Source organism: Bradyrhizobium sp. ORS 111, assembly GCF_045571485.1.
Classification (GTDB): domain Bacteria; phylum Pseudomonadota; class Alphaproteobacteria; order Rhizobiales; family Xanthobacteraceae; genus Bradyrhizobium.
The window spans coordinates 646802-660970 of the sequence record NZ_CP120701.1 but is presented as its reverse complement, the minus strand read 5'-3'; the positions used below and the strand labels follow the sequence as shown (position 1 = coordinate 660970).

Below are 14169 nucleotides of genomic sequence, written 5' to 3'. Positions count from 1 at the left end.
CCGGAAAAGTGGGAACCGGCGTTCCGAAAAGATCATGCTCAACTAGAGAGACAACGTGGCGACGATCAACTTTGAAGCCGAATTGCGACGCGCCGGCGCCAACGCCACCGGCGGCTGGCGCCGGCTGGTCTTCCTCGCGCAACGTTACATGCTCGGCACGATCGGTCTCGCCATCATGCTGATGTTCGTGTGGATGGCGCTGTTCGCCGACCTGATCTCGCGCTACGACCCGCTCAGTGTCGATTCTGCCCACCGCCTCGCCGCCCCCTCCGCGCTGCACTGGTTCGGCACCGACTCCTTCGGCCGCGACGTCTGGAGCCGCATCATCCACGGCGCGCGGATCTCGCTTGCGGTCGGCATCGGCTCGACGGCGCTGGGCGCGTCGCTCGGCGTGATGGTTGGCCTTGCCTCCGGCTACCTCTCCGGCTGGGTCGATCTGGTGTTCCAGCGCGTCACCGACATCCTGCAATCGCTGCCGCTCCTGGTGCTCGCGCTGGTCATGACCGCGGCGCTCGGCCCGTCGCTGCCGAACGTGATCCTGGCGATCGCGATCCCGCTGATCCCGACCGTCGCCCGCGTGATCCGCGCCAACACGCTGGCGTTGCGCGAGCAGCCCTTCGTCGAAGCCGCCAAGTCGATCGGCATGAGCGAGATGCGGATCGCGCTGCGGCACGTGCTGCCGAACACGATCGCGCCGCTGATCGTGCTCGCCACCGCCCAGCTCGGCTCGACCATTCTCACCGAGGCGTCGCTGTCGTTCCTCGGGCTCGGTATTCCCGAGCCCTACCCATCCTGGGGCCGCATGCTGTCTGAATCCGCCGCCGAATATGTCCGCACCGCGCCGTGGCTCGTGATCTTCCCCGGCATTGCGATCAGCCTTGCGGTGTTCGGCACCAATCTGTTCGGCGATGCCCTACGCGACATCCTCGATCCGAGGCAGCGCGGCTGATGAGCGAGCCAATGGCGACAGAGACGGTTCTCGACGTAAAGAACCTGCAGACGGTGTTCTTCACCAATTCCGGGCTGTTCCGCGCGGTCGACGACGTCTCGTTTTCCGTCCGCCGCGGCGAGACCTTGGCGATCGTCGGCGAATCCGGTTGCGGCAAGAGCGTCAGCGCGTTGTCGATCATGCGCCTGGTGCCGGATCCGCCCGGCCGCATCATCGGCGGCTCGGTGACGCTGGAAGGCACCGACCTCTTGACCCTCGATGAGGCCGCGATGCGCGACATCAGGGGCAATCGCATCTCCATGATCTTCCAGGAGCCGATGACCTCGCTCAATCCGGTGATGCGGATCGGTGACCAGATCATCGAAGCGGTGCGCCTGCATCAGAAGGCGAGCCACAAGGAAGCCTGGAAGCAGGCCGTCGACATGCTCCGCCTGGTGCGGATTCCCGAGCCGGAGCGCCGCGCGCAGGAATATCCGCACCAGCTCTCCGGCGGCATGCGCCAGCGCGCGATGATCGCGATGGCGCTCGCCTGCCGGCCGGCGCTGCTGATCGCGGACGAGCCGACCACCGCGCTCGACGTCACCATCCAGGCGCAGATCCTGGCCCTGATCGTCGATCTGCAGAAGCGGCTCGGCACAGGCTTGATCCTGATCACGCATGATCTCGGCGTCGTCGCGCAGACCGCGCAGCGCGTGATCGTGATGTATGCCGGCAAGAAGGTCGAGGAAGCGACCGTGGAGGCGCTGTTCGAAACACCGCTGCATCCCTATACGCGCGGACTGATGGCCTCCATGCCGGCGGTGATTGGGCTCGGCGCAAAGACCGAGGCGCGGCTGACCGAAATCCCCGGCATGGTGCCGTCGCTGACCAAGCTGCCGCCCGGCTGCGCCTTCGCGCCGCGCTGCAAGCTCGCGATCGATCGCTGCCGCCAGGCCTATCCGCCGCTCGAGGAGGCAAGGCCCAATCACTGGGCGGCATGCTGGCGCGCCGGCGAGATGGCGGAGGCATCATGACCGAGCAGCGTCCGCTCCTGGAGGTCACCGATCTCGTCAAGCACTACGCGGTGCGCGGCGGCGTCCTGCGCCGGCAAATCGGCACCGTGCATGCGGTCGACGGCGTCAGCTTCTCGCTTGGCGCGGGCGAGACGCTCGGCCTGGTCGGCGAATCCGGCTGCGGCAAGTCCACCGTAGCGCGCACCGTGCTCCGGCTGATCGAGCCGACCGGCGGTGCGATCAAGCTCGATGGCGAGGATATCGCGCCGCTCAGCAAGACCGCGCTGCGGCCGTATCGCCGCTCGATGCAGATCGTGTTCCAGGATCCGTTTGCGTCCCTCAACCCGCGCATGACGGCGGGCGACATTGTCGGCGAGCCCTTGACCGTGCACGGCCTCGCGACCGGAAAGAAAAAGCAGGAACGCGTCGCGGAATTGTTCCAGCAGGTGGGCTTACGGCCCGACCAGATGAAGAACTTTCCGCATCAGTTCTCCGGCGGCCAGCGCCAACGCATCTGCATCGCGCGGGCGCTATCGCTCGGTCCGCGCCTGATCGTCTGCGACGAACCGGTCTCGGCCCTTGACGTCTCGATCCAGGCGCAGGTGATCAATCTCTTGATCGACCTGCAACGCAAGCAGAACTTCTCCTACCTCTTCATCGCCCACGATCTTGCGGTGGTCGCCCATATCAGCCATCGCGTCGCGGTGATGTATCTTGGCCGCATCGTCGAGATATCGGACAAGCACGAATTGTTCGCCAACCCGCGCCATCCCTACACCCAGGCATTGCTTGCCTCGGTGCCGATCGCCGATCCCAAGTCCAAGCGGCTGGCGCCCATGATCGAAGGCGACGTGCCGAGCCCGATCAATCCGCCCTCCGGCTGCGCCTTCCACACCCGCTGCCGTTTCGCCATCGACCGCTGCAAGACCGAGCGTCCGGCGTTGAAGGAGGCCGGCACCGGCCACCAGGTGGCGTGCTGGCTCAATGACGGGACGGGGCGTGCGGCCTCATGATCAGTGTCGTTCCGGCGAAAGCCGGGACCCATAACCACCGATGTTGATTGCTACATACCGCTGGAACGACGAGTCCCGTTCACAACGCCAGCCGCAGAGTATGGGTCCCGGCCTTCGCCGGGACGACGATCTTTATGCCGCCGCCTCCGCCGCCTCTATCTCCACCACAATCTTCCCTGTCGTCACCTGCTCGCCCTCGGCGACGTCGATTGACGACACCGTGCCCGCGACACCGGCTGTGTGCACATGCTCCATCTTCATCGCCTCCAGCGTCATCACCGGCTGGCCGGCGGCGACCTTGTCGCCGGCCTTCACCAGCACCGACACGACACGGCCGTTCATGGCGGCGCGGACCTTGCCGTCACCGCCGGCGGCCGCAGCGCTCTCGGGCGGCGCCAGCGTGAGGTCGCGGACCGACAATGTGACGCCGCGATGCAGGATAAAGAGCCGATCGCCATCCCGCAGGAATCTTGCTGATTCCATCAACCTGTTGCGGCGGTACCGGATGCTGTCCGGCCCGAGCTCATCGATCTCGAAGCCGAAGCGATCACCGTTGCGGCTCGCGACGTAGCTGCCGTCACGCTCGCGCACGATCTCGATCTCCTGCACCCCGTGGCCGAGATCGATCCGCAAGCCGAGCGGAAAGGTCGCGGCGAGCGACCGGCCGCGCTGCCAGGGCGGCGCGTGCGGGTTGGTGACGTAGAGCAGCAGCGCCGCAAGCGCGACGTCGCGGCCTTGATCGGCGCGCGGCACCAGCAGCGCGTCGCGGTTCTGGCTGATGAAGGCGGTGGTCACCTCGCCCCTGGCGAAGACCGGATGGCGCAGGCAGTCGATCAGGAAGCCCTGGTTGGTGGTGACGCCGAACGCCGCGACCTGCTCCAGCGCGCAGATCAGCTTGCCCCGCGCCTCGTCGCGGGTGGTGCCGTGGCTGATGATCTTCGCGATCATCGAATCATAGAAGGGCGGAATCTCCGCGCCCGACTGCAGCGCGTGCTCGACGCGGGCGTCGCCCGGCACCTGCCACAAAGCCATCGTACCGGATTGCGGCATGAAATCGTGCTCGGCGTCCTCCGAACAGAGCCGCACCTCGATGGCATGGCCGGTGAAGGTGATGTTCTCTTGCCCCAGGCCGAGCGGCTCGCCACTCGCGATGCGAAGCTGCAGCTCGACCAGGTCAAGCCCGGTGATCGCCTCGGTCACGGGGTGCTCGACCTGCAACCGCGTGTTCATCTCCATGAAATAAAAACTTCCATCGCGATCGAGCAGGAACTCCAGCGTACCGGCGCCTTCATAGCCGATCGCCTTCACCGCCTGCACGGCGACCGCGCCCATCCGCGCGCGCAGCTCTTGCGTCACGGCCGGCGACGGCGCCTCCTCGATCAGCTTCTGGTGCCGCCGCTGCACCGAGCAATCGCGCTCGCCGAGGTGGATCGCGTTGCCGTAGCGGTCGCCGAACACCTGGATTTCGATGTGGCGCGGGTCGACGATCGCACGTTCCAGGATCACGGTCGGATCGCCGAACGCGCCCTGCGCTTCCGAGCGCGCGCTGCGCAGCGCATCCGGGAACGCCGCGGCATCCGCCACCAGCCGCATGCCGCGCCCGCCACCACCGGCCACCGCCTTGATCATGACAGGGAAGCCGATCGCCTTGGCTTCCGCCAGCATGGCGGCTTCGCTCTGGTCGGCGCCCTGATAGCCCGGCACGCAGGGCACGCCGGCCTCTCGCATGATCGCTTTGGCGCCGGCCTTGTTGCCCATCGCCCGGATCGCCTCCGGCGACGGGCCGATGAAGACGAGCCCGGCGTCGCGGCAGGCCCGCGCGAACTCTTCGTTCTCGGCAAGGAAGCCGTAACCCGGATGCACGGCACTGGCGCCACTCGCCTTCGCCGCGGCGATGATCGCATCAATCTTGAGATAGGACTGCGCTGGCAGTGCCGCGCCGATTCGCACCGCCTGATCGGCCTCGCGCACATGCAGCGCATCGCGATCGGCATCCGAATAGACTGCAACCACGCCATAACCGAGCCGGCGCGCGCTACGCATGATGCGCAGCGCGATCTCGCCACGATTGGCAATCAGGATCTTGAAGAACGGCGTCCGCTTCACTGCTGCCCCGCTCACGGCCGCGCCACCGAGAACTGCATGCGCTGCGGCTTGCGCGCCTCCGCCTCGCGGCAGATCGAGAGCACCTCGGCGAGCACACTCCTTGTATCGCGGGGATCGATCACGCCGTCGTCGAGCACGCGCGCGCTGGTCGAGAACACGTCCATCTGGCTGTCGAACACACCCGTGATCTGCGCCTTCATCGCGTCGAGCTTCTCCTTCTCGATCGGCTTGCCGCGCCGCGCGGCGGCCGCCTCGGTGACGATCGCCATGGTCTCGGCGGCCTGCTCGCCGCCCATCACGGCCGTCTTGGCATTCGGCCAGGAGAAGCAGAAGCGCGGATGGAAGCCACGGCCGCACATGCCGTAATTGCCCGCGCCAAACGACGCGCCGCAATAGAGCGTGATCTGCGGCACCGTCGCCGAGGTCACCGCCTGGATCATCTTCGAGCCGTGCTTGATCATGCCGGCCTCTTCATAGGCCTTGCCGACCATGTAGCCGGTCGTGTTGTTCATATAGAGGATCGGCGTGCGCGACTGGCAGCAGGCCTGGATGAAATGCGTCGCCTTGTTGGCGCCGGGCACATCGAGCGGGCCGTTGTTGGTGATGATCCCAATGGCGTGGCCCTCGATTCGGGCGTGGCCGCAGACTGTCGCCGGGCCATAATTGGCACCGAACTCAGTGAAGTCGGAATCGTCGATGAAGCGGGCGAGCGCCTGGCGCATGTCGACGGGACGCTTGTGATCCATCGGCATGATGCCGAGCAGCTCCTCCGCCTCATAGCGCGGCGGCTTGCCCGCGGCTGGTTCCGGCTTCGGACGGTCCCGAGGTCGGTCCCAAGGCAGCTTGGCCATGATGTCGCGCGCGATGCGAAGTGCATCGCGATCGTCTTCGGCGAGGTAGTCGCCGAGGCCCGAGATCGAGGTGTGCATCTCGGCGCCGCCGAGCTCCTCCTCCGTGGCGATCTCGCCGGTGGCGGCCTTCAGCAAAGGCGGCCCGGCGAGGAACGCGCGGGTGCGGCCACGTACCATCACGATGTAGTCGGACAGGCCGGTCTGATAGGCGCCGCCGGCCGTCGATGAGCCATGGGTGACAGTGACGACCGGAAGCCCCGCCGCCGACAGCCGCGCCAGATTGCGAAAGATGTTGCCGCCGCGGACGAAATCCTCGACCCGGTAGCGCAGCAGATTGGCGCCCGCGCTCTCGACGAGCTGCACATAGGGCAACTTGTTCTCCAGCGCGAGCTCCTGCACCCGCAGCGTCTTGTCGAGGCCATAGGGTTGCAGCGCGCCTGCATCGATGCCGGCATCGTTGGCGCTGACCATGCAGCGGATGCCGGAGACGAAGCCGATGCCGGCGATCAGCCCGCCGCCCGGCACGCTCTTGTCGGCATCTGATACGTCGAACATGTAGCCGGCGAGTGTCGACAGTTCGAGGAAGGGTGAGCCGGGATCGAGCACCAGCGCAACGCGCTCGCGCGGCAGGAGCTGGCCGCGCTTGTGGAAGCGCTCCTTTGCTGCGGCAGACGCGGTGCGCGTCCGCTCCTCCAGCGAACGCATCCGCGCGATCAGCGCCAGCATGCCGTCGCGGTTGGCCTGGAAGGCGGCACTGCCGGTTGCGATGGTGTTCTCGATAATGGCCATTAAGTTTGCTCCGTGGCGCCTCTTGTTCCGGTCATTGCGCAGCGACGAAGCAATCCACTCTTTTCCTCGTACGGCAAGATGGATTACCTCGCTGAGCCTGTCATGGGGCGCACGTTCGCCCGACCCGTTGGCTCGCAATGACGACGGCCTAGAGCTAGTGCCGGACCCCAAAAATCTGTCGCGCTTCGGCCGGGCTCGCAATATCGCGGCCAGCGCGCCTCGCACACCCAGCCAGCGCCTCCACGAGTTGTCCGTTCGACGTCACCTTCGTGCCATCGCCGAGATAGAACGTGTCCTCCAGCCCGCTGCGCAGATGGCCGCCGAGATCGGCAGCGCGCTGGTGCAGCGGCCAGATCTCGGCGCGGCCGATCGCCGTAACCTGCCAATGCGCTTCCGGCGCCTTCAACTTGAGCAGGATCGGCAGCAGTTCGGCATCGGCCGGCATGCCGGAGGCGACGCCCATCACGAAATTATATTCAAGCGGACCGGAATACATGCCGGTCTGCCGGTACATCCCGACGCAGCGCACGATACCGACATCGAAGCACTCGAATTCGGGGATGGTGCCGACCTCGTGCATGACATCGAGATAATCCTGCACCTTCTCGACTGCATTGTCGAACATCATCGGCGGCCAGGCCCAGGTGTTGTCGGCCTTCACCTTCAGATAGTTCAACGAGCCCGCGTTGCAGGCAGCGATCTCGGGCCGGGTCTCGCGCACGCAGTTGAGCGCGCCCTGATAGTTCGGACCCGAGGTGCCGGTGGTGTGGTTGATGATCACGCCGGGGCAGGCCTCGCGGATCGCCTGCTGGATCTCCTTGCTGACACCAACCTCCCACGACGGCAGGTGACCCTTGTTCGGCTCCTGCTGGCGCAGATGGATGTGCATGATGCTGGCGCCGGCGTTGAACGCGGCCTTCGCCTCGCGCGCCATCTGTTCCGGCGTCACCGGAACGTTATGCTGCTTCGGATCGGTCAGCACGCCGTTCAGCGCGCAGGTGATGACGGCCTTGTCGCTCATGATGTCGCTTGTCCAGGTTGCAGCGCACGCGTGCTGCTGATTTCCTCATGATGAGAAATTTGTCTCCGCGCGTTCTTGCGTTGACTGGCTAATCCGATGCGCTCGCGCGGCGACACGTCACCAGCCGGTCAACACAAGACGGACAGCAACGCAGCGCGTTAGATTTGCGGCGAGCAAAAGCCCGGCACGACAAGCCGGCATCGCGGGGAGGACGTCATGGTCTCGATCAACCGGCGCACATGGCTCGCAGGCGCGGCAGGCACCAGCCTCACTGCATTCACCGGCCTCCGCCCCTCCTTCGCCGACGACACGCCGGGCGTCACCGCGACGGAGATCAGGATCGGCAGCACGACGTCACTCAGCGGACCGGTGTCGGCGCTCGGCGTGCAGGCGCGCTGCCAGGAAGCCTATTTCAGGATGCTGAACGAGCAGGGCGGCATCGCCGGCCGGCAGATCACCTACATCTATTACGACGACGCGTTCAATCCGGCGAAGACGGTCGAGCAGGTGCGCCGCCTGATCGAAAGCGACAATGTCGCCTTCCTGTTCAACATGCTCGGCACCGCGCCGAATTCGGCTGTCGTCAAATACATCAATGCCGCCAAGGTCCCGCATCTGTTCCTGTCGGTGAACGGCGACAAGTGGGGCGACTACAAGACCTATCCCTGGACCATGGGCTTTGCGCCGAGCGCGCGTACCGAGGCGCAGGTGTTCGTCAAATATGCGCTGAGCCGCAACAAGGACGCGAAATTCGCAGTGCTCTATCAGAACGACGATCTTGGCAAGGATTTCGTCGCTGGCGCCAAGGACGTGCTGGGCGAGCGGTTCGCAAGCTCGGCCGTCGTGGCCTCGCACGAGGTCACCGATCCCACGATCGATTCCCAGATCGTCAGCCTGCGCGGCGCCAATCCCGACGTGCTGATCTCGGGCACGACAGCGAAATTCGCCGCGCAGTCGATCCGCAAGATCCACGAGCTCGGCTGGAAGACGATGCACTTCATCGCCAGCGGCGCCGCCTCGATCTCGTCGACCATCGCACCGGTCGGCTTCGACAAGGCGCAGGGCACGATTTCGTCGGCCTATGTGAAGGACGTGGCCGATCCGGCCTGGGCCAATGACCCCGGCGTGAAGGATTTCCTCGCGTTCATGGCGAAGTACTTTGCCGACGGCAATCCGAAGGAAGGCTATAACCTCTATGCCTACACGGTGGCGCAGGTGCTCAAGATCGTGCTCGAGCAATGCAGGGGCAACTTCAGCCGCGACAACATCATGGCGCAGGCGAACAGCTTGAAGGATATCGAGGTGCCGACGCTGCTGCCCGGCATCCGCGTCAACACCAGCCCGACTAACCACCACCCGCTGCGGCAGCTCCAGTTGCAGCGCATCGAGGGCGACGGATGGCTGCGGTTCGGCGAGGTGATCGAGGGCGCGAATTTGTGAAAAATGCGAGTTAGCGGCTCTCTTCACCTCTCCCCTTGTGGGAGAGGTCGGATTTTGCGCGCCAGCGGAAAATCCGGGTGAGGGGTTCAGGTCCCTCGATAGACCGCAACCCCTCACCCGGATTGCATCTGACGATGCAATCCGGCCTCTCCCACAAGGGGAGAGGCGGGACTGCGCAAGCGGATGCCGCGGGAGGCCTAAGTCAATACCGGTTCGCTCACCACCTGCCCGGTGCGATAGATCGCGAGATCGCGCGAGCCGGAGAAGATCGCGCGCGGCTTCAGGCCGTAGAAGCGGCGGATCGAGTGGCTGAAATGGGTCGAGTCAGGATAGCCGATGTCCTGTGCGAGGTGCGCGAGGTTGATGTCCTGGTTGGCGAAGTGCAGCAGATGCCGCGCGCGCTTCCAGGCGCGGAAAGAGCGGAACGAGATGCCGGTCTCCTCCTTGAAGAGATGCAGGAAGCGCGACGGCGATAGCCCCGCTTCCGCCGCACAGCCCGCCGCGGTCACCGGCTCGCCGGAAAACCGGCCGATGCGGGCGATCGCGCGCACGACGCGCGGATCGAGCGCGCGCTGCGGCAGCGCGTCGCCGAAGCACATGGTGTCGAACTCGGCGTTCGAGATCGCATCGCGATATTGCATCTCGGCGAGCGTCGCATAGGCAGCGCGGATACGACTCGCGAACAGGCCGGAGTCCGGCCCTTGCAGCCGACGAGCGACAGCTTCGAGGGTCCCGTCGGGTACGCTTTCCGGCTCGATCACCACGGCGATCGCGGAGCGGTATTCGCTGGTGATGGTGTGGCGCAGGTTCGGCATGGTCACGGCGAGCTCACCATGAAACTGGCGGCCGTCGCTGGTCGACAAATGTAGGCCGTCACGGATCGCGACATAAACATAGAATGCGCCCGGGCAGCGCTCGCGCGGACGGCCGAGCAGGCCGGCGTAGAACACCCGTTCCGGCGTGATCAGCATCCGGTGACCGGAGTCTTGGTGTTTCGCGTGCACGGTGGCGTCCATGGCGGTTCCTCCTCGCGCGGCTCTTTTGGCCACTGCGACGGCGGCTACCATAGCGCAAATTCGAGGTCTGTCACTGGAGGAGATAATTCCGGAAACGGAGCCAATACGAGATGTCGCCATTGCGAGCCAGAAGGGCGCGCATTCGCGCGACCCGTTGGCTCCTCGCAATGACGGGGGTGAGGATCAGGGCCGCACCCTTGGTGCAACGTTCTGTTCGACCCCGGCTTTTTGCTCCGCAGCCACCGCCCTTTTATAGCCGTCGCGCTGCTGCAGCCGGGCCCAGTAGGCCACGACATTCGGCCCGAAATCCTTGGCAAGCCCGATATTGCTGGCGAGCCTGAGTGCATAGCCGTTGGCGATATCGGCGGCGGTGAAGCGTCCCGCGCAGAGGAATTCGGAATTCGCCGCAGCAGCCTCGACCGCACGCAGGCGCCCGAGGAACCATTTTGCATAGTCGCCCGAGACCTGTGGATTGCGCCGCTCCTCCGGCTCGAGCTGGCTGTAACGCAGCACCAGCGTCTGCGGGAAGGTAAGCGTGGCGTCGGAGAAATACATCCAGTTCAGAAAGGCGCCATAGGCCGGCTCGTCGATGCCGACGATCAGCGGCGAGGGTCCATATTTGGTGCCGAGGTAATGGCAGATGCCGGAGGATTCCGTCATCCTGGTCTCGCCGTCGATCATGAAGGGGATGGTGCCGAGCGGATTGATGCCGAGATAGTCCTTGGCGAAGACGCGCGGCGGGAACGGCAGCATCTTCAACTCATAGGGCAGCCCGAGCTCTTCCAGCATCCACAACGGGCGGAATGAGCGCGCGGCGTCGCAGTGGTACAGCGTGATCATCAGGCATTCCCCCTTCGCTTCATACCCCGCAAGCCGGCGTGCAGGATGTCCATGGCCGGAGGTGATACGCTCTCTCCTTCGTCATTCCTAGGCGCGCTCCCCCGAAAGGGCAGGGCGCGCTGAAAAATATCGAAAACAACCCCATGCAAAGTAGCCGATGGCGGCCGAACGAGCTGCCTTTCAGGGAGGAAGCCGCTCGCTCGCAGTTCCGCGGCCGCAAAGATCACAATCCCATCTGCCTCGAGGCCAGATCCTTCATGATCTCCTCGGTGCCGCCGCCGATGGCGTTGACCTTGACCTCGCGATAGATGCGCTCGACCTTGGCGCCGCGCATGAAGCCGGCGCCGCCGAAGATCTGCACCGCCTCGGAAGCGCAGTAAGCCATGGTCTGCGTCGCCTGGTTCTTCATCATGCAGATCTCCGCGACCGGGCTTTCGCCCTGGCCGAGCCGCCATGCCAGCATCTCCAGCATCGCCTGCGAGGCCGCGACCCTCTGCGCCATGTCGACGATCTTGTGACGGATCACCTGATGCTGGGCGATCGGCTTGCCGAAGGTCTTGCGTTCCTTGGCGTAGGCGATCGCCTCGTCGACGCAGACGCGGGCAAAGGCCGTGCAGCCCGCCGCCATGCCCATGCGCTCGCTGTTGAAGTTCTGCATGATGATCTTGAAACCCTGGCCTTCCTCGCCGATCAGGTTCTCCACCGGCACCCGGCATGCGTCGAAATGCAAGGTCGCGGTGTCGGAGGCCCACCAACCCATCTTCTTCAGCTTGGTGCGGGAGAGGCCCGGCGTATCGCCCTCGATCAAGAGCAGGCTGACGCCGCCGGCGCCCTCGCCGCCGGTGCGCACCGCGACCGTCAGATAGTCGGCACGCATCCCTGAGGTGATGAAGGTCTTCTCGCCGCTGACGATGTAATGATCGCCCTCGCGCCGCGCCCTGGTGCGCAAATTGGCGACATCGGAGCCGCCGCTCGGCTCGGTGATCGCGAGCGCGGAGATCTTCCGGCCCGCCAGCACCTCGGGCAGCACCCGGGCCTTCACCTCGGGCCGCGCGGCACGCGCGATCGGCGGCGAGCCGATGGTGTGGCTCATCAGGCTCGCGCTGACGCCGCCGGCGCCGGCACGCGCGAGCTCCTGCGAGGCCACGATCTTCATGAATTGATCGGCGGCTACCCCGCCATATTCCTCCGGAAAACCGAGGCCGAGCAGCCCGATCTCGGAAGCCTTGGCATAGAGCTCCCGGGGAAACTCACCCGCCTCGTCCCATTGATGGGCGAAAGGCTCGATCTCCTTCGCCACGAAGCGGCGCATCACCTCGCGAAAGGCCTCGTGCTCGCTGGTATAGAACGGGTTTGCCATCCGCGCGCTCCGTTGATTCTCGCAGCCGACGATGTCCGGATTTCTCATCGCTAACTTGCGTCGAGTGGCTGTCCCGGCACGGCCGAGGCCAGCCTGGCCATCTCCAGCCACTAAACGCAAGACAGTATCCGGCCAAGCCCCCTCCACTGCCGATCCATGCCATCAATTGGGCCAGGAACAGGCGGCGCAAGACTGCCGTTCCGGGAGGAGGGAAACGTGCCGGTTCGTTATTACGACTGGATCGCGCATCATTGCAGGCGCACGCCGGAGAAGATCGCGCTTGTCGATCTCGCCAGCGGGCGCCGCTTTGGCTATGCCGAGCTCGACATGCGCGTCTCGCGCCTGGCCGGCCATTTGCGCGACGAACTCAAGGTCACCAGCGGCGACCGTGTCGCGGTGCTCGCGCTGAACACCACCGATACGCTGGAGGTGCAGTTCGCCTGCTTCCGGATCGGCGCGATCTTCCTGCCGCTCAACACCCGCCTCACCGTCCCCGAGCTGCACTATATCGTCGGCGACGCCTCGCCGAAGGTGATGATCCACGACGACGATCTCGCCGAGACCGCGCTTGCGGTGGCGAAGCTCTGCAATGTGACGTCGACGCTGCGACTCGGACCGGGCGGGTCGTATGAGGCCGGCATCGCAGCAGCGACGCCGCTCGCGCGGTTCGAGGAGGTGATGCTCGATGACATCTCGACCATCATGTACACCTCCGGCACCACAGGCCAGCCGAAGGGTGCGATCATCACGCACGGGATGACGTTCTGGAATTGCGTCAATCTCGGCGGCCCGGCCTATATCTCGCCGTCGTCCGTGCTGCTCACGGTGCTGCCGCTGTTCCACACCGGCGGGCTGAACTGCTACACCAATCCGGTGCTGCATGCCGGCGGCACCGTGCTGATCATGCGCGTGTTCGATCCGGGTGAGGCACTCAGGCTGATCAGCGATCCCGCGCAGGGCATCAACGTGTTCTTCGGCGTGCCCTCGATCTACCAGTTCATGGCGCAGCATCCGGCGTTCGCGACCACGGACTTCAGCCGCCTGATCGTCGGCGGGGTTGGCGGCGCGCCGATGCCGGTGCCGCTCCTGAAGACCTGGGAAGTGCGCGGCGTCGCGTTGCAGCAAGGCTACGGCATGACCGAGACCTCGCCGGCCGTGATGGTGCTCGACCGCGAGGATGCTGCACGCAAGGCCGGCTCGTCCGGCAAGCCGGTGCTCCACACGGAAGTGCGAATAGTGCGGCCCGACGGCGCCGACGCAGCGGTTGGCGAGCTCGGCGAACTCTGGGTCAAGGGACCGAACATCACGCCGGGCTACTGGAACAGGCCGGACGCCAACGCCTCCTCCTTCACCGACGGCTGGCTGCATACCGGCGACGCCACGCGGATGGATGAGGATGGCTTCTACTACATCGTCGATCGCTGGAAGGACATGTACATCTCCGGCGGCGAGAACGTCTATCCGGCCGAGGTCGAGAGCGTGCTGCATCAATTGTCGGCCGTGGCCGAAGCCGCGGTGATCGGCATCCCGAACGAGCAATGGGGCGAGGTCGGGATGGCGATCATTGCCGTGAAGCCCGGCCATTCGCTGACACCGGCCGAGGTTCACGCCCATTGCCAGGCCAATCTGGCGCGCTTCAAATGCCCGCGCCTGATCGAATTCATTGACGCCCTGCCGCGCAATGCGACGGGCAAAATCCATAAGCCGACGCTCCGGCAGCAGTTCAGCCAGCCGAAGCCGACCGATACGGCGGCATGATCCCGCAAACGAGTTGCCCCGTAACCGTCGATCG

General features: G+C 65.4%; 11 protein-coding genes. 5 read left to right on the top strand and 6 right to left on the bottom strand.

Features of this window, described 5'->3' with window-relative positions:
* The first annotated feature begins 55 nt into the window (after positions 1–55).
* Genes P6U30_RS03035 through P6U30_RS03025 form a run of 3 tightly spaced genes read left to right on the top strand, consistent with a single transcriptional unit; the run spans position 56 to position 2954 of the window.
* Positions 56–949: an ABC transporter permease gene (locus P6U30_RS03035; RefSeq protein ID WP_407168071.1), complete on the top strand. Its 894-nt coding sequence runs from the start codon at positions 56–58 to the stop codon at positions 947–949.
* A gap of 11 nt (positions 950–960) precedes the next feature.
* Positions 961–1962 carry an ABC transporter ATP-binding protein gene (locus P6U30_RS03030; RefSeq protein WP_407168070.1) on the top strand — a complete coding sequence of 334 codons (1002 nt, stop codon included), beginning with the start codon at positions 961–963 and terminating at the stop codon, positions 1960–1962.
* Positions 1959–2954: an ABC transporter ATP-binding protein gene (locus tag P6U30_RS03025; protein WP_407168069.1), complete on the top strand. Its 996-nt coding sequence runs from the start codon at positions 1959–1961 to the stop codon at positions 2952–2954. The genes P6U30_RS03030 and P6U30_RS03025 overlap by 4 nt, the downstream gene beginning before the upstream one ends.
* 132 nt (positions 2955–3086) lie before the next feature.
* Here P6U30_RS03025 and P6U30_RS03020 read toward each other — a convergent pair whose 3' ends face one another.
* The 3 genes from P6U30_RS03020 to P6U30_RS03010 form a co-directional block, all read right to left on the bottom strand.
* Positions 3087–5075: an acetyl/propionyl/methylcrotonyl-CoA carboxylase subunit alpha gene (locus tag P6U30_RS03020; protein WP_407168068.1), complete on the bottom strand. Its 1989-nt coding sequence runs from the start codon at positions 5073–5075 to the stop codon at positions 3087–3089.
* On the bottom strand, positions 5072–6700 hold the full coding sequence (locus tag P6U30_RS03015) for an acyl-CoA carboxylase subunit beta (RefSeq protein WP_407168067.1): 1629 nt from the start codon (positions 6698–6700) through the stop codon (positions 5072–5074). Before P6U30_RS03015 ends, P6U30_RS03020 begins: the two co-directional genes overlap by 4 nt.
* A gap of 154 nt (positions 6701–6854) precedes the next feature.
* The gene (locus P6U30_RS03010) at positions 6855–7721 is read right to left on the bottom strand and encodes a 3-keto-5-aminohexanoate cleavage protein (RefSeq protein WP_407168066.1); all 867 of its coding nucleotides are present in this window, start codon (positions 7719–7721) and stop codon (positions 6855–6857) included.
* 216 nt (positions 7722–7937) lie between these two features.
* Between P6U30_RS03010 and P6U30_RS03005 the strand changes: the two genes are divergently transcribed.
* Positions 7938–9161, top strand: a complete 1224-nt coding sequence (locus P6U30_RS03005) for an ABC transporter substrate-binding protein (protein WP_407168065.1) — start codon at positions 7938–7940, stop codon at positions 9159–9161.
* A 197-nt stretch (positions 9162–9358) separates the two neighbouring features.
* Here the strand turns inward: P6U30_RS03005 and P6U30_RS03000 are convergent, their stop codons facing one another.
* The 3 genes from P6U30_RS03000 to P6U30_RS02990 all read right to left on the bottom strand — a co-directional run bounded on the left by P6U30_RS03000 (position 9359) and on the right by P6U30_RS02990 (position 12377).
* Positions 9359–10177 (bottom strand): helix-turn-helix domain-containing protein, encoded by an 819-nt coding sequence (locus tag P6U30_RS03000; protein WP_407168063.1) that lies wholly within the window; start codon positions 10175–10177, stop codon positions 9359–9361.
* A 183-nt stretch (positions 10178–10360) separates the two neighbouring features.
* The gene (locus P6U30_RS02995) at positions 10361–11017 is read right to left on the bottom strand and encodes a glutathione S-transferase family protein (protein WP_407168062.1); all 657 of its coding nucleotides are present in this window, start codon (positions 11015–11017) and stop codon (positions 10361–10363) included.
* A 223-nt stretch (positions 11018–11240) separates the two neighbouring features.
* Positions 11241–12377: an acyl-CoA dehydrogenase family protein gene (locus tag P6U30_RS02990; protein WP_407168061.1), complete on the bottom strand. Its 1137-nt coding sequence runs from the start codon at positions 12375–12377 to the stop codon at positions 11241–11243.
* A 216-nt stretch (positions 12378–12593) separates the two neighbouring features.
* On the opposite strand from P6U30_RS02990, the gene P6U30_RS02985 reads away from it, so the two are divergent.
* Positions 12594–14135 carry an acyl-CoA synthetase gene (locus P6U30_RS02985; protein WP_407168060.1) on the top strand — a complete coding sequence of 514 codons (1542 nt, stop codon included), beginning with the start codon at positions 12594–12596 and terminating at the stop codon, positions 14133–14135.
* Positions 14136–14169 lie beyond the last annotated feature (34 nt).

Coding starts and splice junctions, on each gene's coding strand:
- P6U30_RS03030 (WP_407168070.1), top strand. CDS start 961: ATGGCGACAGAGACGGTTCTCGACGTAAAGAACCTGCAGACGGTGTTC.
- P6U30_RS03025 (WP_407168069.1), top strand. CDS start 1,959: ATGACCGAGCAGCGTCCGCTCCTGGAGGTCACCGATCTCGTCAAGCAC.
- P6U30_RS03015 (WP_407168067.1), bottom strand. CDS start 6,700: ATGGCCATTATCGAGAACACCATCGCAACCGGCAGTGCCGCCTTCCAG.
- P6U30_RS03010 (WP_407168066.1), bottom strand. CDS start 7,721: ATGAGCGACAAGGCCGTCATCACCTGCGCGCTGAACGGCGTGCTGACC.
- P6U30_RS03005 (WP_407168065.1), top strand. CDS start 7,938: ATGGTCTCGATCAACCGGCGCACATGGCTCGCAGGCGCGGCAGGCACC.
- P6U30_RS03000 (WP_407168063.1), bottom strand. CDS start 10,177: ATGGACGCCACCGTGCACGCGAAACACCAAGACTCCGGTCACCGGATG.
- P6U30_RS02995 (WP_407168062.1), bottom strand. CDS start 11,017: ATGATCACGCTGTACCACTGCGACGCCGCGCGCTCATTCCGCCCGTTG.
- P6U30_RS02990 (WP_407168061.1), bottom strand. CDS start 12,377: ATGGCAAACCCGTTCTATACCAGCGAGCACGAGGCCTTTCGCGAGGTG.